Source organism: Citrobacter tructae (assembly GCF_004684345.1).
GTDB classification, from domain to species: domain Bacteria; phylum Pseudomonadota; class Gammaproteobacteria; order Enterobacterales; family Enterobacteriaceae; genus Citrobacter; species Citrobacter tructae.
The window spans coordinates 2168557-2189974 of record NZ_CP038469.1; the positions used below are offsets into that span (position 1 = coordinate 2168557).

At 53.5% G+C, this 21418-nt stretch carries 22 protein-coding genes and 1 other RNA gene; 7 read left to right on the top strand and 16 right to left on the bottom strand.

Annotated elements, in window-relative coordinates:
- Position 1: 1 nt before the first annotated feature.
- Complete coding sequence (ykgO, locus tag E4Z61_RS11245; protein WP_005125190.1) at positions 2-142, bottom strand: type B 50S ribosomal protein L36; 141 nt, start codon at positions 140-142, stop codon at positions 2-4.
- Between the two features lies 1 nt (position 143).
- Entirely contained in the window at positions 144-404 is a 261-nt protein-coding gene (locus tag E4Z61_RS11250) for a type B 50S ribosomal protein L31 (RefSeq protein WP_135322836.1), read from the bottom strand.
- Positions 405-590: 186 nt separating this feature from the next.
- Here E4Z61_RS11250 and E4Z61_RS11255 point away from each other — a divergent pair, with 186 nt between their 5' ends.
- Positions 591-2144: an EAL domain-containing protein gene (locus E4Z61_RS11255; protein WP_135322837.1), complete on the top strand. Its 1554-nt coding sequence runs from the start codon at positions 591-593 to the stop codon at positions 2142-2144.
- 63 nt (positions 2145-2207) lie between these two features.
- Here the strand turns inward: E4Z61_RS11255 and E4Z61_RS11260 are convergent, their stop codons facing one another.
- Positions 2208-2561, bottom strand: a complete 354-nt coding sequence (locus tag E4Z61_RS11260) for a DUF1428 domain-containing protein (RefSeq protein ID WP_135322838.1) — start codon at positions 2559-2561, stop codon at positions 2208-2210.
- 82 nt (positions 2562-2643) lie between these two features.
- Complete coding sequence (gene yczE / locus E4Z61_RS11265) at positions 2644-3255, bottom strand: membrane protein YczE (RefSeq protein WP_135322839.1); 612 nt, start codon at positions 3253-3255, stop codon at positions 2644-2646.
- 89 nt (positions 3256-3344) lie between these two features.
- Between yczE and yczR the strand changes: the two genes are divergently transcribed.
- Entirely contained in the window at positions 3345-4772 is a 1428-nt protein-coding gene (gene yczR / locus E4Z61_RS11270; protein WP_135322840.1) for a MocR-like transcription factor YczR, read from the top strand.
- A 54-nt stretch (positions 4773-4826) separates the two neighbouring features.
- On the opposite strand, the gene ffs is transcribed toward yczR, so the two are convergent.
- Positions 4827-4923: signal recognition particle sRNA small type (gene ffs / locus E4Z61_RS11275), an RNA gene on the bottom strand.
- Between the two features lie 162 nt (positions 4924-5085).
- On the opposite strand from ffs, the gene E4Z61_RS11280 reads away from it, so the two are divergent.
- Positions 5086-5397 carry an MGMT family protein gene (locus E4Z61_RS11280; RefSeq protein WP_135322841.1) on the top strand — a complete coding sequence of 104 codons (312 nt, stop codon included), beginning with the start codon at positions 5086-5088 and terminating at the stop codon, positions 5395-5397.
- 31 nt (positions 5398-5428) lie between these two features.
- Here E4Z61_RS11280 and E4Z61_RS11285 read toward each other — a convergent pair whose 3' ends face one another.
- Positions 5429-5998, bottom strand: a complete 570-nt coding sequence (locus E4Z61_RS11285; RefSeq protein ID WP_135322842.1) for a YbaY family lipoprotein — start codon at positions 5996-5998, stop codon at positions 5429-5431.
- A 212-nt stretch (positions 5999-6210) separates the two neighbouring features.
- On the opposite strand from E4Z61_RS11285, the gene tesB reads away from it, so the two are divergent.
- A complete protein-coding gene (gene tesB / locus E4Z61_RS11290) occupies positions 6211-7071 on the top strand; it encodes an acyl-CoA thioesterase II (protein ID WP_135322843.1) in 861 nt (286 codons plus the stop codon).
- Between the two features lie 57 nt (positions 7072-7128).
- Here the strand turns inward: tesB and amtB are convergent, their stop codons facing one another.
- From amtB to decR, 5 genes are all read right to left on the bottom strand, one after another.
- Positions 7129-8415, bottom strand: a complete 1287-nt coding sequence (gene amtB, locus E4Z61_RS11295; protein ID WP_135322844.1) for an ammonium transporter AmtB — start codon at positions 8413-8415, stop codon at positions 7129-7131.
- Positions 8416-8446: 31 nt separating this feature from the next.
- Entirely contained in the window at positions 8447-8785 is a 339-nt protein-coding gene (glnK, locus tag E4Z61_RS11300; RefSeq protein ID WP_096758051.1) for a P-II family nitrogen regulator, read from the bottom strand.
- Positions 8786-8987: 202 nt separating this feature from the next.
- Positions 8988-10766: a SmdB family multidrug efflux ABC transporter permease/ATP-binding protein gene (locus E4Z61_RS11310; RefSeq protein ID WP_135322846.1), complete on the bottom strand. Its 1779-nt coding sequence runs from the start codon at positions 10764-10766 to the stop codon at positions 8988-8990.
- The gene (locus E4Z61_RS11315; RefSeq protein WP_135322847.1) at positions 10759-12531 is read right to left on the bottom strand and encodes a SmdA family multidrug ABC transporter permease/ATP-binding protein; all 1773 of its coding nucleotides are present in this window, start codon (positions 12529-12531) and stop codon (positions 10759-10761) included. Before E4Z61_RS11315 ends, E4Z61_RS11310 begins: the two co-directional genes overlap by 8 nt.
- Before the next feature lie 44 nt (positions 12532-12575).
- On the bottom strand, positions 12576-13034 hold the full coding sequence (gene decR, locus E4Z61_RS11320) for a DNA-binding transcriptional regulator DecR (protein ID WP_167817550.1): 459 nt from the start codon (positions 13032-13034) through the stop codon (positions 12576-12578).
- 112 nt (positions 13035-13146) lie between these two features.
- On the opposite strand from decR, the gene E4Z61_RS11325 reads away from it, so the two are divergent.
- A complete protein-coding gene (locus E4Z61_RS11325) occupies positions 13147-14202 on the top strand; it encodes a PLP-dependent cysteine synthase family protein (protein WP_135322849.1) in 1056 nt (351 codons plus the stop codon).
- Positions 14203-14253: 51 nt separating this feature from the next.
- Here the strand turns inward: E4Z61_RS11325 and cof are convergent, their stop codons facing one another.
- Positions 14254-15072 (bottom strand): HMP-PP phosphatase, encoded by an 819-nt coding sequence (gene cof, locus E4Z61_RS11330; RefSeq protein WP_135322850.1) that lies wholly within the window; start codon positions 15070-15072, stop codon positions 14254-14256.
- A gap of 226 nt (positions 15073-15298) precedes the next feature.
- On the opposite strand from cof, the gene E4Z61_RS11335 reads away from it, so the two are divergent.
- Both E4Z61_RS11335 and queC read left to right on the top strand, forming a co-directional pair.
- Positions 15299-16999: an SgrR family transcriptional regulator gene (locus E4Z61_RS11335; protein WP_135322851.1), complete on the top strand. Its 1701-nt coding sequence runs from the start codon at positions 15299-15301 to the stop codon at positions 16997-16999.
- 64 nt (positions 17000-17063) lie between these two features.
- Complete coding sequence (queC, locus tag E4Z61_RS11340; protein ID WP_135322852.1) at positions 17064-17759, top strand: 7-cyano-7-deazaguanine synthase QueC; 696 nt, start codon at positions 17064-17066, stop codon at positions 17757-17759.
- Positions 17760-17859: 100 nt separating this feature from the next.
- Here the strand turns inward: queC and fadM are convergent, their stop codons facing one another.
- From fadM to hupB, 4 genes are all read right to left on the bottom strand, one after another.
- Positions 17860-18258: a long-chain acyl-CoA thioesterase FadM gene (gene fadM / locus E4Z61_RS11345; protein WP_016152055.1), complete on the bottom strand. Its 399-nt coding sequence runs from the start codon at positions 18256-18258 to the stop codon at positions 17860-17862.
- 106 nt (positions 18259-18364) lie between these two features.
- Positions 18365-18739 (bottom strand): helix-hairpin-helix domain-containing protein, encoded by a 375-nt coding sequence (locus tag E4Z61_RS11350; RefSeq protein WP_135322853.1) that lies wholly within the window; start codon positions 18737-18739, stop codon positions 18365-18367.
- Positions 18740-18885: 146 nt separating this feature from the next.
- Entirely contained in the window at positions 18886-20760 is a 1875-nt protein-coding gene (ppiD, locus tag E4Z61_RS11355; RefSeq protein WP_135322854.1) for a peptidylprolyl isomerase, read from the bottom strand.
- A 203-nt stretch (positions 20761-20963) separates the two neighbouring features.
- Positions 20964-21236: a nucleoid-associated protein HU-beta gene (hupB, locus tag E4Z61_RS11360; protein WP_003021629.1), complete on the bottom strand. Its 273-nt coding sequence runs from the start codon at positions 21234-21236 to the stop codon at positions 20964-20966.
- Positions 21237-21418 lie beyond the last annotated feature (182 nt).

Below are 21418 nucleotides of genomic sequence, written 5' to 3' on the forward strand. Positions count from 1 at the left end.
ACTACCGTCTTTTCTTCCGGCCCTGCACCGCTTTAAATCGCGGATTCGTTTTGCAGATAACATACAAGCGCCCTTTACGTTTGACTATCTGGCAGTCAGGGTGGCGCTGTTTGGCACTACGAAGTGAATTAAGAACCTGCATTTTAACCTCGCTTAGTACCAATGAAGTGACCAAAACGTTTCTGGAAGCGCGCCGCGCTGCCTTCGTTGTCGAAGGTTTTTTGTTTCCCGGTATAGTACGGGTGCGACTTAGAAGAGATATCAAGGGTCACGTACGGATACGTTTCACCCTCAAACTCAATCTCACGTTCCGTTTTGATGGTTGAGCCAACCTTAAAGTATTCATTGGCACTGGTATCGTGGAACACCACGGTACGATAAAAGGGATGGATATCCGGCTTCATAGCAACTCCATATTGTTACAATATAACATAACACATAAAGTACACCACTCTTCCCCCTGGCTCAACCTGATTTACACTGTGGGTAATTAATTCAGGAAATACCCTCTCTAAATATATGATGTCGTTCGAATAGCTTTTTCACTTTCAGATATACTTTCCCTACGCTGTGTAAATAAGGATATCACTGTGACAACACGACATCTGATCGGCCTGGTGACCGGGATACTGATCCTGTCCATCCTTGTACCAGTAGGTTTGAGCCTGTGGCTGGCATATCGCCAGGTCGAAACAAAATTTTTTGATGAGCTTGATTCTTACACCAGTCGGGTCGCTTTGCGGACGGAAAGAGTCGGCGAACAGGCAAAAAAAGCATTACGCGAAATTGAAACCTTTCAGGGAGAACCTTGCGGGGAGGAACATTTGCTGGAAATGCGTCGATTGTCATACAGCTATCGCTATATTCAGGAGGTGATGTACCTCAAGGACAACGTTCCGCAATGCTCTTCCCTCGAGAAAAAAAGTCGCGCCGCCGCCTTCCCTCCCCCCATGAAAATTACACAGGATGGTTACCGTGCCTGGTTAACCACTGAGAACGATTTGGGCATACAGCGTTTTATGGCCGCATTAGGCAGCGAGCATTATGTAGTGATGATCGATCCCGGCACTTTCATTGACGTTGTTCCGTTTGGTTCGTGGCCGATTGATGTCGCCATCATTGGCGCCGATAAAAAAAGGATCGTCACCAGTAGCGATATGCTTCCCGCTGATGTTTTGCAGAATCTTCGACAAGATAATGCCACGTCACATTTGCAAAAAGAGGGGGTTATATACAATGCCCGCCCGTTCCCTGAATTAGGGATCACCGTCGTAAGCTGGGCATCAACGCTGCCGCTGCAAAAAATATGGCACCGGCAGGCGCTTATCTGGCTCCCAGCGGGGATTGTTATCGGCCTGCTCACCGCAGCCTTTACTTTGCGCATTTTGCGTCGTTTGCAATCTCCCCATCACCAATTGCAGGAGGCCATCCAGCGCCGGGAAATTAAAGTGTACTATCAGCCAATCATTTCCCTTCGTACCGGGAAAGTGGTGGGTGCCGAAGCGCTGGCCCGTTGGCCACAGCCCGATGGCAGCTTTCTCTCTCCAGAGATTTTCGTCGCGCTGGCACAACAAACCGGACTAACGACGCCACTCACTCGCCTGATTATCGAAAGCGTTTTTGACGATCTGGGAAAATGGCTGCATCACCATCCAGAGCAGCATATCTCCGTCAATCTTGAAGCAGATAATCTGACGTCAGAAACGCTGCCGGGTCTGCTCAGCCGGAAGATCAATCATTGTCAGATAAAACCGTCACAAATTGCCCTCGAACTCACAGAACGAGCCTTTGCCGATCCGAAAACCAGCGGTCCGTTCATCGCCAAATACCGCCAGGCAGGTCATTCTATTTATATTGATGATTTTGGCACCGGCTATTCCAGTCTCAGTTATTTGCAGGATCTGGATGTCGACATCCTGAAGATCGACAAATCGTTCGTCGATGCGCTGGAATACAACAACGTGACGCCGCATATTATTGAGATAGCAAAAACGCTGAAGCTGGAAATGGTGGCGGAAGGTATCGAGACAAAAAATCAGGAAGAATGGCTACGGCAACATGGCGTGCAGTACGGTCAAGGCTGGTTATACAGCAAAGCATTACCGAAGGCGGAGTTTATTCTATGGGCGGAAACACGACTGTAACGTGGCATCAGTGAATATTGAGATGGCTGGCGGCACGCCGCACAGCCAGTCACATCAGTCACATCAGTCATCCATAATGGGCGAGAATCCACCGTAAATCATACGTTTTCCATCAAAGGGCATCGAGTCGCCGAATTCCTTCATTCGGGGATCGGACATCATCTTTTGATTCGCCGCATCACGGGCTTCTTTTGAGGGATATTCAATCCAGCTGAATACCACTTCTTCATGATCCTGTGCTTTCACTGCCATGCGAAAATCGGTCAATTTACCGTCGGGGACATCATCTGCCCAACACTCCACCACGCGCAATGCACCGAATTCCTTGAAAAGCGGAGCAGCTTTTGCCGCCATCGCAATGTACGCCTCCTTGTTTTCAGCGGGAACGGCAACGACAAAACCATCGACATACTTCATGAGAAAAGCCTCCGAAGTTTACTGCACGGCAAGCCGATTCCGGCCGCGTCAGTCGAGATTAAGTTTAGTCGTCAGCTCGCGATCATGCCGTAGGTTCATTCCGAACCCGAATGCGTGACTGCGGTTGATGCCGAAACCACGGCAGACAAAGTTGAATGAGCGGGCCAATAGCCAGCGCATACAGGACCGTGCCAACGCCTACGGTTCCCCCCAGTAGCCAGCCGATCAGCAACACTGACACTTCGATTGCCGTACGAATTCGCCTTACCGGCCAACCGGTACGCGCGTGAATGCCGGTCATCAGACCGTCGCGCGGACCGGCGCCAAAACCCGCACCGATATACAGGCTGGTCGCTAAGGCATTCAGTACCACTGCGGACACTAACAGCCCACTGCGCGCGAACAGGGACTCAAATCCCGGAATGACTACCAGCGCCACATCAGCCGCCAGCCCGATCATAATCACATTACTCAACGTGCCAAACCCCGGGCGCTGGCGCAGCGGTATCCATGCCAACAGTACCAATACGCCTACGGCAATAATCACCACACCGATATTCATCGACAACAAATTTGCCACACCCAGATGAAAGACGTTCCAGGGGTCAGCCCCTAAATCCGCACGCACAAACATGGCAGTCGACACACCGTAAAGCGTCAGCCCGATAAACAATTGCAGTAAACGACGCAGCATGTTTTTTCACCTCTCCCCACTCAGATTATTTTCATCTTCGCTGCAATTGGCACTATGATTAATGTCCAGTTTTCAAAAAGTGGACTGCTATGTCATCTCGCCGTTACGGAAGTCAGTCTCTTCAGCGCCTGCTTGGGCACTGGCAGGAGATCCCCTCTCGCACCCCAATCTGGCGACAGTTGGCTGAGGCGCTACGTCTACTGATACTGGATGGTCGGCTGGCGCTGGATAGCCGACTGCCCGGCGAGCGCGAACTCGCGGCGGTACTGGAAGTCAGCCGCACGACTATCGCCAGCGCAATGGCGCAACTGCGTGAAGAGGGGTATCTGGAAAGTCGCCATGGAAGCGGCTCGCGGGTGATCCTACCGGATCATATTCGACATGTGCCTACGCGCACCGGCACCAGCACCGCGCTCGATCTGTCCACAGCCGCACTCAGCGCCGGTCCTGAAATTCACCAGGCTTACCAGCAGGCGCTGTTTGCCATGCCGCAGCATCTGCTAAATTCGGGGTATCTGCCTCAGGGTCTGCCCTCGTTGCGTGAATCTATTGCCCGCCATTATTGCGAACGCGGATTGCCTACGCAGCCCGACGAGGTAATGGTGGTGAATGGCGCAGTCAGCGGGCTGGCGCTGATCCTGAGATTACTTACCGGTCCTGGCGATCGCGTGGTAGTCGATCATCCCACTTACCCGCTCGCCATTGCGGCTATCCAGGGAGCCTCCTGCCGACCGGTGGGTGTGTCGCTGCCCGAGCAGGGCTGGGATACCGCAGGCCTTGTGGCGACCATCGCGCAAACCGCCCCGCGCATGGCCTACCTGATGCCGGATTTTCACAATCCTACTGGACGCTGTATGGATGCCGCCACACGCCAGGTTGTGGCCGATATAGCCGCCAGGACGCACACCACATTGGTGGTGGACGAAACCATGGTCAACCTGTGGTATGACGCCCCACCACCGCCGCCGCTCGCCGCCTTCAATCGCGACGCCCCAATTATTTTGCTGGGATCTGCGGGGAAAAGTTTCTGGGGAGGATTACGTCTGGGATGGGTGCGGGCGCCGTCACGAACCATTGCCGCACTGGTACAAACCCGCGATACCTTTGATTTAGGCTCACCAGTGCTGGAACAACTCGCTACTGGCTGGCTGCTGGAGAACGCCGTACATTTTCTCCCCGACAGAAGGCAATTACTCACCGCCAGACGCGACCAGTGTCGCACCCTGATGACGTCTCATTTCCCGGAATGGCAATTTACCCAGCCGCAGGGCGGGTTATCTTTCTGGGTTGAATTGCCTGATACGCTGGCGACGCTGTTTGCTACCCGCGCCGAAAGCGCCGGTATTCAACTGGGCACAGGAACGCGCTTCGGATTAGCCGGTGCATTCGATCGTTTCTTACGCATGCCCTTCGCGCTGCCGGATGACACAATGTGCTCCGCCTTCAGAACATTGCAGCCGATTTGGGACAACTTACGTTTACAGGCAATCCACGGAAAAATACGCAAAATAATCTAGGCGACAAACAGGAGGGATCGTTATTGATTGCCGGACGGCAGAATTGGGTGGGGGCCCTGCCAGCTACATCCCGGCACACACGTCATCTGCCTTGGCTGCTTCCTTCCGGACCTGACCTGGTAAACAGAGTAGTGTTGCGGGAGAACCAACAGAGCCCCCATTGAGAGCGTTGTTAACCAACGCGCAGGCGCATTATCACTGCTGCACCCTGTAATTGCAACCCATCCAGCACTAGATGCTGTTTTCTTGTGCAATGCTGCTTCACTCACTCGGCTTTCCAGATTATGCTGGAGGATTAGTGCAGGAATAAACGATGGATATACAAGACTCTTTTCCCCAACGTGTCTGGCAAATCGTCGCCGCAATCCCCGAAGGATTCGTGACCACCTATGGTGAAGTTGCCAGGCTTGCCGGATCGCCACGTGCAGCACGTCAGGTCGGCGGCGTGCTCAAACGACTTCCCGAAGGCAGCACCCTGCCCTGGTATCGCGTCGTCAATCGTCATGGCGCTATATCGCTAACCGGGCCGGATTTACAGCGCCAGCGTCAGGCATTACTGGCTGAAGGTGTCGTGGTTTCTGGGAGTGGGCAAATCGATTTACAGCGTTATCGCTGGGTGTATTAACCCTCCCCTTGCGGAGAGGGTTATAACAACCTTAGTACTGCGTAGGTGCTGGAACAGCAGAAGACGGATTCACCTGCGTGGGTGACGTTGACGGCACCGTAGTTGTCGCGCCACCGCTGGCCTGAACCGGAACTTCCGTGTGCTGGACAGGGACCAGTGTCAGATCGGCCTTGGTGCCGCCCTGATTGATGACCGGCTGAACGGTATCCGTAATAAACACCAGTTTGTCATTCACCATGATCGCCGCGCTCAACAAAATGCGGGCATTCGGTTGAATATCCGCTGGGTTAAACGGTAACACGAAGCTGAATGGTGCCTGCTTACCTTCAGTACGGACCGCTTTTTGCGACAGGACTTTTGACGGTGCATCGGCCAGCGAAGCATCCGACAGCGTGACGGTCAGCACAGCATCCGGTGGCAAGGCAACTTTCTGGCGGATCCATACTGTACCAGAAACATTCGGCTGTTGAATTTTTGACTGTGTGTCAGCAATTGACGTAGTAGGGCTTGGCGCAGGTGTCTGAATATCTGCACTTTTATCAGCACAGGCCGCCAGAGCGACCGCAACTGCTAAACCACTTACCATGTGCACGAGTTTCATTAAATTCTCCTTCTCATCTATGCACCAGCGAGAATTTTCCTCGCCAGAAGAGTGGTTAACAAAAACATAACGTGAATAAGTGTGGCACAAATCACCTATTTTTACCTGTAATCGACCGATTATTCAGACAATTGCACCCATCGGACCACTTTCAAATTTGCGTTATACTCTGCCTACCTCGCTGCGACATCGATATAACCTGGAGAGCACGTATGAGTCTGGCACTGAAAAATTTGCTGACATTGTTGAATTTGGAAAAAATTGAAGAAGGGCTCTTTCGCGGCCAAAGTGAAGACTTAGGGTTACGTCAGGTTTTTGGGGGACAGGTCGTCGGTCAGGCACTGTATGCCGCTAAAGAAACCGTGCCAGAAGAACGCCTGGTACACTCATTTCACAGTTACTTTTTACGCCCCGGGGATAGCCAAAAACCGATAATCTACGATGTCGAAGTTCTGCGCGATGGTAACAGTTTCAGCGCTCGACGTATTGCCGCTATCCAAAATGGAAAACCCATTTTCTACATGACTGCCTCTTTTCAGGCACCGGAAGAAGGCTTTGAACATCAGAAAACCATGCCGCAAGCGCCAGGACCTGAATCGCTGAAGTCCGAAACGGAAATAGCTCGCTCGGTAGCGCATCTGCTGCCACCGCTATTGAAAGAGAAATTTATCAATGACCGCCCACTGGAAGTGCGTCCGGTGGAATTTCATAACCCGTTAAAAGGCCACGTCGCGGCCCCAACTCGCCAAGTATGGATCCGCGCCAACGGTATGCTGGAGGACGATCTGCGTGTGCATCAGTATCTGCTGGGCTACGCCTCTGACCTGAACTTCCTGCCCGTGGCGTTACAGCCTTACGGTATTGGTTTCCTTGAGAAAGGGATTCAGATAGCCACTATTGACCATTCAATGTGGTTCCACCGTCCTTTCAATATCAATGAGTGGTTGCTATATAACGTGGAAAGCACCTCCGCCTCCGGTGCCCGGGGCTTTGTGCGCGGGGAGTTTTATACTCAGGACGGCGTGCTGGTCGCTTCTACTGTGCAGGAAGGGGTAATGCGTAATCGCAATTGATTGACAATGTAGGCCGGATACGCGTCAGCTAACTGCGTCATCCGGCCTGGTGAGGCATTAAGCGTTATAGGCGTTTTCACCGTGGCTGTTCACATCCAGCCCTTCACGCTCCTGCTCTTCCGGTACGCGCAGCCCCACGGTCATATCTGCCAGCTTATAACCGATGAACGCCACCACGCCGGACCAGACGATGGTAATCGCCACACTTTCCAGTTGAACCAGTAGCTGATGCCCCATTGTAACGCCTTCAGCAAAGCCCACGCCTCCCAGAGAACTGGCGGCGAACACCCCGGTCAGGATACAACCGACAATGCCGCAAACGCCGTGCACTCCGAACACATCGCACGGATCATCAACGCGCAGAAAACGTTTCAGCATCGTCACGCCCCATAGCCCCGCCAGACCGGCAATTGCGCCGATGATCAACGCGCCGCCGACACCGATGTAACCACAAGCAGGCGTCACGCCAACCAAGCCCGCGATGGCACCAGAACACGCGCCCAGTAACGATGGTTTGCCACGCAGCGCCCACTCACCGAAGATCCAGCCGAGGATGGCAGCCGCGGTCGCTATCACGGTATTCACAAAGGCGAGTGCCGCGATTTCGTTAGCCGTGCCCGCAGAACCAGCGTTAAAACCAAACCAACCGATGTAGAGAACGGCAGTACCGGTAAAAACCATCGGCAGGTTATGCGGTTTAAAGGCTTCTTTGCCAAAACCGACGCGTTTGCCAATCAGATAAGCGCCAACCAGCCCAGCGATCGCCGCGTTAATATGCACCACCGTCCCGCCCGCAAAATCCAGCGCGCCATGGGAAGCCAGCAGACCACCGCCCCAGACCATATGCGCAATCGGAATGTAAGACAGCGTCAGCCACACCACCACAAAAATGAGCACCGCAGAAAAGCGAATACGTTCAGCCAGCGCACCAACGATAAGCCCAACGGTGATGCAGGCAAACGAGCCCTGGAACGCAACGTGAATGTACTGGTAGAAACTCCCCGTTACCGCCGTCAGCGCAATGTTTTTCAGCATCACCCAGTTGAAGTTGCCGAAGAAGCTATTCCCCTCGCCAAAGGCCAGCGAGTAGCCGTAAACCACCCATAAAATGCAGACCAGGGCGAACGTCACCGTGACCTGCGTCAGCATCGACAGGACGTTCTTGCCGCGAATCAAACCGCCGTAGAACAACGCAATGCCTGGAATGGTCATAAACAGCACCAGCGCGGTGCATATCATCATAAAGGCGTTATCGGCTTTGTCCGCGACGGCCGGCGCTGCCATCGCCAGTCCCGGCAGCAGCGCCAGTGAAGCGATACCCGTTTTCATCGTTGCTATCTTCATTTTTTGGTTTCCTATCACTGTGTGCCAGAAATTACAGTGCGGCTTCGTCGGCTTCACCGGTACGAATGCGAATCACACGTTGCAGCTCGGCGACGAAAATTTTGCCGTCGCCAATTTTTCCGGTGTAGGCCGACTTGCTGATGACATCGATCACTTCATCAAGCTGATCGTCGGCAATCGCCACATCAATCTTCACCTTCGGTAAGAAATTGACGCTATATTCGGCCCCCCGGTACAGCTCGGCATGGCCTTTCTGTCGTCCAAAGCCCTTCACTTCGGTGACGGTCAGCCCCTGAATACCAATAGACGACAGTGCTTCGCGGACGTCTTCCAGTTTGAACGGTTTGATTACCACGGTAACCAGCTTCATAGATCCCCTCCAGTCAGAATTCAGTAGTGGCTACAGATACACAGGAGGAATATTGCAAGGGGTGTGCCAGGAATGAAAAATGCGGAATGATTCAGGCTTGCAGGGTACTGCCGGGAGAGAAAAAGAAAAAACGCACTATGACGGTGCATAGTGCGTTACATTTTTGCACCAGATTGTTGATTGTCGTGTCAGAGCAGCGCCATCAAGCGATAACAGAATCCTCAAGTGCGCTGGCCGCCAGCTCTTCGCCTGCCAGTTGCAGTTGATACATTTGCCAGTAGCGCCCTTGCGCCGCCAGTAATTGCTGGTGCGTACCGCGCTCAACCGCCTGCCCACGATGCAGCACCAGAATGGTATCGGCTTCCACAATCGTGGAGAGTCGATGAGCAATCACCACCAGCGTGGTGTGTTCGCGCACTGCCGCCAACGCCTGCTGAATGGCCTGCTCCGTGCCAGAGTCGATACTGGCGGTGGCTTCATCCAGAATCAGCACCTGCGGCGTTTCGACCAGAACCCGCGCCAGCGCCAGTAGCTGCTTCTGCCCCACAGATAAATTATTGCCCTGTTCGCCGAGTCGGGTATGAATCCCGTCACTCAGGCCGCGCGCCAGCTCAGCCAGTTGTACGGTCTCCAGCGCCTGCCACACCCGTTCCTCAGAAATATCGCGACCCAGCGTGACGTTTGCCAGGAAGGTATCCGCCATCACCACCGGGTCCTGCTGCACCATCGCCACGCCCTGACGCAAGACGCCATGGCTCAGTGAGGAGAGCGGTCGCCCGTCAAGACGGATCTCCCCTTGCGTCAGCGGATAGTAGCCCATCATCAGGCTGGCGAGCGTACTCTTGCCGCTGCCGGTATGCCCGACCAACGCCACAAAACTGCGCGAAGGCACGGACAGACTGATATTTTGCAGCACCAGATTGTCATCACGATAAGCAAATGAAACGTTATCAACGTCGATGTTGCCACTCTTCAACGGTTGGTCATCGTCACCGTAATGCTGACGCGGCCCATCCATCAGTTCGAAAACACGTTCACCGGCGACAACTGCCTGCTGCAACATGGATTGTTGAGTCGTCAGCTCAATCAGCGGCTCGTTCAGACGCCCGAGGTAGCTGATAAACGCATACAGCACGCCAACCTCGATGGAGGTTCCAGAAGTCACGCTGAACAGCATCAGCAACCCGCAGAGGATCAGGGCGGAAAACAGGCTCAGCAGCGGACGCAGTAAAAAACCATCCAGTCGCAGGGTCTGCATGCGTGCCATATAGTGCGAACGGCTGGCCTCGCCCATGCGTTCCCCAAAGCGCGCCTGCTGGCGAAACTGTTGGATTACGCTCATACCGTTAATGACTTCGTTGAAACCATCGTTGATATCGGCCAGATAGGCGCGAACGCGGCGCACAATCGGCGTGCTGTAGCGCTGATAAATTATCATCACCACCATCACCGCCGGGAATATGGCCATTGCCACCAGCGCCATACGCCATTCCAGGCTAAACATCGCCACCAGCATGGCACCAATTAATGCCGCACTGCGCAACACCGTCGCCACGACCGTTACATACAGGTCGCGAATTACTTCGGTATCGTTAGTTACTCGAGAGATAAGCTGCCCGACGGGCTGGGTGTCAAATTCGCTCAGCGGCTGGCGCAGCGCGGCATCCATGACATCCGTACGCAGTTGTTGCACCACGCCGACAGCAGCCTGGTTAAACAACAGCGACTGCGCGTAGTGCAAGCCTGCCGCCAGCAGTTGCAAACCGATATAAGCCGCGACCAGACCGGCCACCATCGCCAGCGGCAGATTGTTTTTCGCCACCATGTTATCGATAAAATAGCTGATCAGCAGCGGGCCACTGACTTCTGCCGCCGCCGCCACCCACAGCATCACCACCGCAATAGCCAGTGGTTTTCGCCACGGTGAGCCATACCGCAACAGCCTTTTCAGGGTCGGCCATAATTGACCAAAACTACGCATTCGCCGCCTCCTTATTTGGCTCCGGGGCATCAGACAGCGCCGCTTCCAGTTGCTGATAGCGATACATATCGCGATACCAGCCGGGTTGCTGAACCAGCGCGTCATGCTCGCCACGCTGAGCAATATGCCCGTGCTGCATGACGATAATTTCGCTGGCTTCCGTCAGCGCCGACAAGCGGTGGGCGCTGATAATAACCGTTCTTCCCTCGCCCCACTGACGCAGGTTGTGCAAAATCTGGTGCTCAGTACGACCATCGACCGCCGACAACGCATCGTCCAGAATCAGAATCTCCGCATTAAGCAGCAGCGCGCGAGCAATAGAAATTCGTTGTTTTTGCCCACCCGAGAGCATCACGCCACGCTCACCCACTTCGGTGTCATAGCCTTGCGGAAGGCGTAAAATATCCTCATGCACGCTGGCGAGCCGCGCCACATGTTCAATTTCCGCCTGCGTGGCCTGCGGACGTCCAAGCGCAATATTGTTGGCAACCGTGTCTGAAAACAGGAACGGCGTCTGGCTAACAACCGCCAGCCGGCTGCGCCAGCTATCAAGCTGCAAACGCGTCAGCGGAATGTTATGAAGGCGCACGTCGCCCTGGGTGATATCAAAGTGACGCTGGATCAGCGACAGAATGGTGCTTTTACCCGCGCCAGTCGGCCCGCAAATGCCCAGCATCTGCCCAGGCTTAAGCTGAAAGTTGACGTTTTCAAGCGTAGGGTGCGTCATCAGCGGGTAACTGAACTGGCGAATCGCGACCGCCAGTTCCCCACGACCTTCCGGCACCGGTTCCGTGCCATCATTGACCACAGGGGCTTCAGCGAGCATGGCGCGGATACGACTGTAAGCGGCACTGCCACGCTCAACGATATTAAACATCCACGCCAGCGCCAGCATCGGCCAAATCATCAGCCCGAGATACATCATAAAGCTGGTCAACTGACCGAGCGTCAGCGAACCGTGAACCACCATCCAACTGCCGCCGCCAATCGCCAGCAGGTTCGCCATGCCAATGGCGATATAAATGGTGGGGTCAAAACGGGCATCAATGCGCGCGACGCGCATATTTTTCTTGCCGGTATCTTTGGCATCTGCAGCAAATAACGCCGACTGCCGGTCCTCCAGGCCAAAAGCTTTAATCATGCGAATGCTGGTCAGGCTCTCCTGGGTACGATCGTTAAGGCTGGAGAACGCCGCCTGCGCCAGCTTAAAGCGATTATGAAGCCGATCGCCGTAACGTTTTATCATCAACGCCATCACCGGCATCGGTAGCAGGGCAAACAGCGTCAGTTGCCAGCTGATTTGCGTAGACATCACGATCAGCACGGCACAGCCCATCACCAGCGAGTCCACCAGCGTCAGCACGCCTTCCCCGGCGGCAAACACCACCCGGTCAACATCGTTGGTGGCGCGCGCCATCAGATCGCCCGTGCGATGGCGCAGATAAAACTCTGGATGTTGACGACTCAGTTGGCGGTAATAATCTTCACGCAGCTCAACCGCCAGTTGGTAGGATGCGCCAAACAACAGCACGCGCCAGACGTAGCGCAGCAAATAGACCACTACCGCAATCAGGGCAATCGTGCCGACCCACATCAACAGCCGTTCGGTGGTGAAGCGCTGAGCCGTCACGCCATCCACAATAATGCCGACCACTTTAGGCGGGATAAGCTGAAGGATAGCGATGATGATAAGCAAGGCCACTGCCCCGAGGTAGCGACGCCACTCCCGGCGAAAATACCAGCTTAATTGAGCAAATAATCGCACGCGTTATATCCTGACATGGTTTCCGGCAATGAGCGCCGGGAGAATTATTCAATAGGTAGAGCAGTTGTGTATTTAATCTGTTCCATCGCAAAGCTTGAGGTGACGTCCGACAGCCCCGGCACGCTGTTCACCAGCCGCTTGTAGAAGTCATCGTAGCGTTTCATATCGGCGACCTGAACCCGCATCAGATAGTCATACTCCCCGGCCATGCGCCAGAATCCCAGTACCTCCGGCATCCCGGTCACTTCGGTAACAAAGCGACAGTACCATTCGCTGCTGTGATGCTGCGTTTTGATCAGTACAAAGGCGGTTAAACCCAGCCCCAACTTTTCGGGATCCAGCAGCGCGACTTTGCCAAGCAGAATGCCATCATCCTCAAGCCGCTTGAGTCGTTTCCAGCAGGGAGTGGTTGTCAGATTAACGGCATCCGCGAGAGCCTGCAAAGAAAGGGTGCAATCCTGTTGCAGCAAGCTGAGCAGCTTGCGGTCAATTTTGTCTAACATATCCACTCCACAGAGAAGAATTTTCTCCCTACATTCTATTTTAAAGGCTAAATGGCAACAATTTTTTCCGTGCTTTTCGCTAATCTGGGCACAAAATGACAAATGGATATTAATGATGAATAGCACCTGGGTTAAAAACGCCATCAATGAAATCAATGCGGATTATCAACGCTCCGCAGACACCCATCTTATCCGCCTGTCACTTCCGGCGTTCCCGGGTATTCAACTGTACCTGAAAGATGAAAGTACACATCCGACCGGCAGCCTGAAGCATCGACTGGCGCGTTCACTGTTCCTGTACGGGCTGTGCAATGGCTGGATCAAAGAAGGCACCACCATTATTGAGTCGTCTTCCGGCTCCACGGCGGTTTCTGAAGCCTATTTCGCCCGACTGCTGGGGCTGCCATTTATCGCCGTCATGCCGTCCTGCACGGCAAAACGCAAAGTTGAGCAGATTGAGTTTTACGGCGGTCGCTGCCATTTCGTGGAAAGCGCCTGCGAAATTTATGCCGCTTCAGAACAGCTGGCATGTGAGCTCAACGGGCATTACATGGACCAGTTCACTTATGCCGAGCGCGCCACTGACTGGCGGGGCAACAACAATATTGCCGACAGTATTTTCCGCCAGATGTCATGCGAGCCAAATCCCGTTCCCCGCCATATTGTGATGAGCGCCGGAACCGGTGGCACGTCAGCAACGATCGGGCGCTACATTCGCTGCCAGGGTTATGACACGCAACTGATGGTCGTTGATCCGGAAAACTCCGTTTTTCTGCCTTACTGGCAGGAGCGAGACGCAACATTACGCAGCCCGGTAGGCAGTAAAATCGAAGGTATCGGTCGTCCGCGCGTCGAGCCATCTTTCATTCCTGACGTGGTTGATGAAATGCTGCGCGTGTCGGATGCCGCCAGCGTCGCCACCGCGCACTGGCTGGAAACGCAGTTGGGCCGCAAAGTCGGCGCCTCAACCGGAACCAATATGTGGGGTACGCTGCAGCTTGCCGCCCGCATGCGCGATGCCGGAGAAACAGGCTCGCTGGTGACGCTGCTGTGTGACAGCGGAGAACGTTACCTGGACACCTACTACAACCCGCAATGGGTTAGCGCACAGATCGGTGATTTAACACCGTGGAATGCAGAACTCGCCAAACTCCTGAATGTCCGTTAAGCGGGTAAAAAAAAGCCAGACCCAAAGGTCTGGCTTGCTGGAAGGGATCTCTCATTCGGGGGAATAAGGTAGATGCGGATTGTCCAGCCAATGCGTCAAAAAGTGAGAGACGGCCTGATTGCGGCAGTGCCCAATTACCGATAAATGAGGCAGCGCGGCAATCAGTTGCGGCATGGCATTACCCATAATCAGACCGCGTCCAACGCTGCCCAGCATCTCGCGATCGTTCATAGCGTCACCAAACGCCATGCACTCGGCCATTGAATAACCTAAGTGATCGCTCAATACCGCCAATGCGGAACCTTTGTTGCAACCCAACGGCAGTACTTCGAGGCAGTCCACGGCGGAAAAACAGAGATTTGCCTGCTCGCCCAGCGCCTCGTTCAATTGAATACGCAAACGGATCAGATCTTCATGATCGCCGCAGAAGCAGATCTTCGTCACCTGATGCGCAGGGATACGTTTCACATCCACTATCTGATAACGAAACCCGCTGTAGACATGTGCCTTGAGGATCGACGGGATCTCCTGGCCGGTGAACCAACCGTTGTCATTAAAAACATGCATGCTGGCCTGGGTATCCCACGCCTGATGCAAGACGATATCTGCAACCTCGGGAGCCAAATCCTGACGATGCAGTACATCGCCCTCCAGCGAGTGAATGCGCGTCCCGTTACCCGTTATTAAAAATGCGTCCAGCGAGATGGCCCCTAATATATGGCGCATTTCCAGCACATGACGACCGGTAGCAAATGTCAGCGTGATGTCGCGTTCACGCAGGCGCGTCAGCGTCGAGAGCGTTTCATCACCTAAATGGTGATTCGGCATCAACAGAGTGCCATCCATATCAAATGCAGCCAGACGAGCCATTTCTTTCTCCACACTGTGACGCGGTTAACTTGTGATTCAGTATCACCTGAGATATACGGAAGTAATAGTGAATAGATAAAACAAATTGTTCCGGGTTTATTACACATAATCATTCAAGTTGCATCGAGGCGGCAAGTGAATGAACACCCAGGAGCATACACTTCAGTATGTGACTGGGGTGAATAAACGCAGCCAACAAAGAGGCAGCTTGAAGGATGAAGTGTATATGAGATTGTTGAATCGCCTGAATCAGTACCAACGCCTCTGGCAGCCCTCGAACGGAGAACCGCAGTCGGTCACCGTCGGCGAACTGGCTGAACGCTGTTTCTGCAGCGAGCGCCATGTGCGAACGCTCCTGCGCCAGGCTCAGGAGGCAGGCTGGCTGGAATGGGAAGCCCGTTCAGGGCGTGGAAAACGGGGACAGCTACGCTTTTTGGTGACGCCCGATTCGTTACGCAACACGATGATGGAGCAAGCACTGCAAAAGGGAGAACAGCTTAGCGTGCTGGAACTGGCGCAGTTGGCACCCGGAGAGTTAAGAACGCTGCTACAGCCATTTATGGGCGGCCAGTGGCAAAACGATACGCCCACCCTGCGTATTCCCTATTACCGCCCACTTGATCCCCTTCGACCCGGCTTTCTCCCTGGTCGCGCCGAGCAGCATCTGGCCGGGCAGATCTTCTCTGGGCTGACCCGCTTTGACAGTACGACTCAACGCCCCTGCGGCGATTTGGCTCACCACTGGGATATTTCCGCCGACGGTCTACGCTGGGATTTCTATATTCGCTCCACGCTGCACTGGCATAATGGTGACGCGCTCAGCACCGCGCAGCTACATCAACGCCTGCAACTGCTGCTGGACCTGCCCGCACTCAATAAGTTGTTTATCAGCGTGAAGTGTATTGAAGTGACACATCCTCAGTGCCTGACTTTTATTTTGCATCGACCCGATTTCTGGCTGGCACATCGCCTGGCAAGTTACAGCAGTCATCTGGCACACCCGGAACAGCCGCTCATCGGCACCGGTCCGTTTCGACTAACGCTGTTTACACCTGACCTGGTACGCATTGAGAGCCACGACCACTATCACCTTAGCCACCCGCTGCTGAAAGCCATTGAATTCTGGATAACACCGCAGCTTTTCGACCGGGATCTGGGTACCAGTTGCCGCCATCCGGTGCAAATTGCGATTGGTAAACCCGAAGAACTGCCCATGCTAAGCCAGGTCAGTAGCGGGATCAGCCTCGGTTTTTGCTATCTCACGCTGAGGAAGAGCGCACGGCTGAACGCGCTACAGGCTCGTCGGTTGGTCAATATCATCCATCGCTCTTCCCTGCTGCAGACGCTTGAGGTAGAAGAAAATCTAATTACTCCGAGCAATGCGCTGCTACCAGGGTGGAGCATTCCGCGATGGGATGACCTGGATGAAGTGACTCTGCCGGAAAAACTGACGCTGGCCTACCACCTGCCAGTAGAACTGCACGTCATGGCTGAACAGCTTCGTCAGACGCTGGCGAAGCTCGGCTGCGAGTTAACGCTGATTTTTCATAATGCCAAGAACTGGGACGGTGATCATCCTCTGGCCCAGGCCGATCTGATGATGGGTGACAGGCTGATTGGCGAGGCGCCAGAATATACGCTTGAACAGTGGTTGCGCTGCGATCAGCTCTGGCCGCACGTTCTGGATGCCCCGGCATTCTCTCATCTGCAGGCCACGCTGGATGCACTACAAATTCAGGCAGATGAGGACCATCGTCACTCGGCGTTACAGCAAGTTTTCGCCAGCCTGATGAATGACGCGACGCTGACGCCGCTGTTTAATTATCATTACCGCATTAGCGCCCCACCGGGCGTTAACGGCGTGCGACTTAATCCCAGAGGCTGGTTTGAGTTCGCCGAAGCCTGGTTGCCACCACCTTCGTCGTGAAGAAGCTGGTCGACGCCACGCCCAGGCGCTACCATAGGGTTTTCGTTATTTGTCAGGAAAAGCCATGAAACGTGCCGTTGTCGTATTTAGTGGAGGTCAGGACTCCACCACCTGTCTGGCGCAAGCGCTGCATCAGTATGATGAAGTCCACTGCGTGACCTTTGATTATGGTCAACGCCATCGCGCTGAGATTGATGTCGCACGTGACCTGGCCTTAAAACTGGGCGCGCGTGCGCACAAGGTTCTCGATGTCACACTGCTTAGCGAACTGGCGGTCAGCAGCCTGACTCGCGATAACATTCCGGTACCGGATTACGAACCAGACGCTAATGGTATTCCCAACACCTTTGTACCCGGGCGTAATATTCTGTTCTTAACACTGGCCGCGATTTACGCGTATCAGGTAAAAGCTGAAGCTGTCATTACTGGCGTTTGCGAAACTGATTTCTCCGGTTATCCGGACTGTCGCGATGAGTTTGTCAAAGCACTGAATCATGCCGTTAATCTGGGTATGGCAAAAGATATCCGCTTTGAAACCCCGCTGATGTGGATTGATAAAGCCGAAACCTGGGCGCTAGCCGACTACTGGGGCAAGCTGGACCTGGTTCGTGAAGAGACGCTGACCTGCTATAACGGTATCAAGGGCGACGGTTGTGGTCAGTGTGCCGCCTGTAACCTGCGCGCCAACGGCCTGAACCATTATCTGGCGGATAAACCGGCGGTCATGGCAGCCATGAAGCAGAAAACCGGGTTAAAGTAGTTTGATGCGTTGTGCCGGATGACAGTGCTTGCACCTTATCCGGCCGACAAAAAACATGCCCGTAGCCCTGATATGCGAAGCGCTATCAGGCAATCTTCGCTTACTTCACCATCTGCTCCAGTTTTTCCCGTAACTCCCCTTCCAACGGCAGTGCTTTTTGCGTTTTCAAATCAATACAGACGAAAGTAATCAACGCATCAGCAACGACCTGCCCTTCCGGCTCCAGTGTGATGGTCTGGTTTAATACGCCGCTTTTGCCATTTAGCTGTTGTACCTGGCTGGTTATGGTCAGCAAATCACTCAGCACAGCAGGACGGCGGTAGTTGATATTAATGTTAACAACCACAAAGGCGATGTTGTGCGCGGTCATCCATTGAAAACTGTCACTGTTTTCCAGGCCATCCCAACGGGCTTCTTCCAGAAACTCAAGATAGCGGGCATTGTTAACATGCTGATAGACATCAAGATGAAAACCACGGACTTTGATTTGTGTTTGCATAGCACAGGAACCTTAGTTTGTTTTTATAGGAATATACTTCAGGGTAGAAAGGTCATAACTGGTATGACCTCTACATTTTGGCAAACTTTCAGCACTCTGCAAGTTATTAAAGTGTTAAAACTGCCAAATTACGCTCTACCAGCGAACTGCCCATTCCCGGTACCTGCTTTAAGTCATCAACGGTTTTAAATGGCCCGTACTCCTCCCGATAGCTGACTATCGCCTGCGCCTTCTTCAGTCCGACACCGTTCATAACTCGCGCTAAATCCTCCGCTGAAGCGGTATTGATGCTTACCCTGGTGCCTTCATCGTCGCTCGCTTTCGTTGGTGCCGTCGCTTTGCTTTGCGCTGCGCCAGAGCTGTCTGCCTTAGTCTGGGCCACCTGGTTTTTGCCGACCGGCTCCGCAGCCAGTGCGCTTTGGCTCATGCCTGCACAGGTTAAAGAAAGGGTGATAAGCAGTGCTTTGATTCCATGTTTCATACTGTTTTCTCCTTGTTTGTTAACAGTGGAATCACGATAACGGGGTGTATAACGGCAGACAAATGGCAAAGTTCAGAAATGGAAAAGGCCGCGAAAGCGGCCTTTGGTGTATACAACTTTTTGCAATTATTTGCGAAGCGTCTCGATTATTGCTGCTGTTCCAGCGCATCACCGATTTTAATTTTTGCCGCTTTACGCAGGTTGCTCATCAGCGCTTCGAAGACAATCTGTGCATTGTTCTGGGTAATACCCTGAACCATTGCTTTCTTCTGCGCTTCAGGCATCGAACCGGCTTTCACCTCGTCCAGCGCCAGCAGAACAACGTTGCCCTGCATGTCGTTTGCCACGCCGTAGCTCGGCTTGTCCTTCGCTGGCAGGCTCAGGCCAAACGCCGCCTGGCTCAGCGGATCCTGACCGGTACGGCTCAGGGTTTTCGCTTCACCAAAGCTCAGACCCGCTGCTTTCATTGCATCAGTGCCTTTACCGGCTTTCAGCTCCGCCAGCAGTTTGTCGGCATCAAGCTTCGCCTGCTGCTCAGCTTTATTGTGCTTAACGAGTGCAGTAACCTGCTCTTTCACTTCAGCCAGAGGCTTAACGGCTTCGGCTTTGTGCTCTGCAATACGCAGCACAAACGCGCGATCGCCATCCACGGTGATGATGTCAGAGTTACTACCAGGCGTACCGTTCTCACCAACCAGACCGCCATTGAAAATGATGTCTGAAACAGGTTTGAAATTCAGCTCTTCCGGCAGGTTGTCACGGCTAAACCAGCCCGTTTCAACTGCTTTCATACCCGCAGCCTGCTCCGCACCTGCGAGGGATTCATTGTCGTTGCTTGCCGCATCGCTGACTTTCTGCTGCAGCGCATAATATGCGTCCAGCGCTTTTTCCTGCTTCACTTTCGCCGCGATATCATCACGCGCTTCGCTCAGCGGTTTAACCTGTGCTGGCTGGACATCATCCAGACGTGCCACGAGGAAACCCACAGAAGACTTGATTACGCCTGACAGCTGGCCTTTTTCTTTCAGGCCCGCATTCTTCAGCTCTTCTGGCGTGGTGGATTCTTCCAGCCATCCCATATCACCGCCGTTACGAGCAGAGATAATGTCGGCGGATTTTTCCTTCGCCAGAGCTGCAAAATCACCGCCTTTGTTTAGCGCATCCAGTACCGCTTTGGCTTCATCTTCCGTTTTGGTCTGGATGATGCTGTAGCGGTTACGCTGCGGTTGAGTGAACTGATCCTGATGCTGGTCATAATAAGACTGAATATCCGCATCGCTGGCCGTTTCCTGCATGGCTGCAGCATCCAGCTTGATGTAGCTCACGCGGAACTGCTCCGGCATCATAAAGTGGTTTTTATTTTGCTCGTAGTAGCTGGCAACTTCCTGCTCGGTCACCGTCTGTTTCGCCGCAAGGGCGTTAACGTCGATTGTCGCTTCACGCACAACACGCTGCTGTGCGACCAGCGCAGCCAGCTCGTCCGTTTCGCCTTTCAGCATGAAGTCAGTCCCGGCAACGCCGTTGATCAATTGCTGGGTAGTGAGCTGGTTACGCAGTGCCTGAGCATACTGGTCCGCAGTCATCCCCATCTGATTAACAATCGCGTTATAGCGGTTGTTATCAAATTTACCGTCAACCTGGAAAGCAGGCGTTGAGAAGATAGCCTGTTTAACCTGCTCATCGCTGATACTGAGTTTCAGATCGCGAGAGTATTGGTCCAGCAGCGCTTCGTCGACCAGACGATTCAGCACCTGCTGGCGCAACGTTTTCATGTAGCCTTCATTCGCCGCCAGCTCAGAGAACTGATCGCCCAGCTGTTGCTGCATGCGATTACGTTCACTGTTAAACGCATTCTCAAACTGCCCACGGCTAATTTCCTGGCCATTCACTTTTGCGGCGTAGTTGTTGCTTCCGCCAATCAGGTAACCACTCACGCCGGTCAAAATGAACGACACGATAATGATACCGAAAATAATCTTGAGCACGAGACTGTTAGCAGCCGTGCGTAAGCTGTCCATCATGGTGTAACCACACTCCGCTGTAGGTGACTGTATACCTCACGCAGCATAGCGTTTCCTGAACGCTGCGCGGAAAGGTCTATTGTGACAAGAAACAGGGGCAATTGTCAGCCCACAACACGTAGAAAGTCCCGGAATCACAAATAAAAAAGGCACATCTGTTGATGCGCCCTTGTACTTAGTCACATCCCCATAGGGGGAATCACTTAGTTTACCGCGTCTTTCAGTGCTTTACCTGCACGGAAACCCGGTACTTTAGCCGCAGCAATGGTGATCTCTTTACCAGTTTGCGGGTTGCGACCAGTACGGGCAGCACGCTCTTTAACGGCAAAAGTACCAAAACCTACCAGCGCTACGTCATCACCTTCTTTCAGGGATTCGGTAACAGAAGCAATAATTGCATCTAACGCACGTCCAGCCGCAGCTTTAGAGATATCAGCCCCTGCAGCAATTTTGTCGATCAGTTGAGATTTATTCACTCTTCTCTTCCTCTTTATAATTTATATCGCACCGGAATCCTTCAAAGTGCGAACGCGCAGCAGTTATATCAGGCCTGCCATGCCCTTACAACACCCGTTAATGATGGCAAGCCTAATCCGTCATCTAAATTAGCTATACAAAAAAAGGCTGGCAAGTCCGAAATGGCCTGCCAGCCCTATTT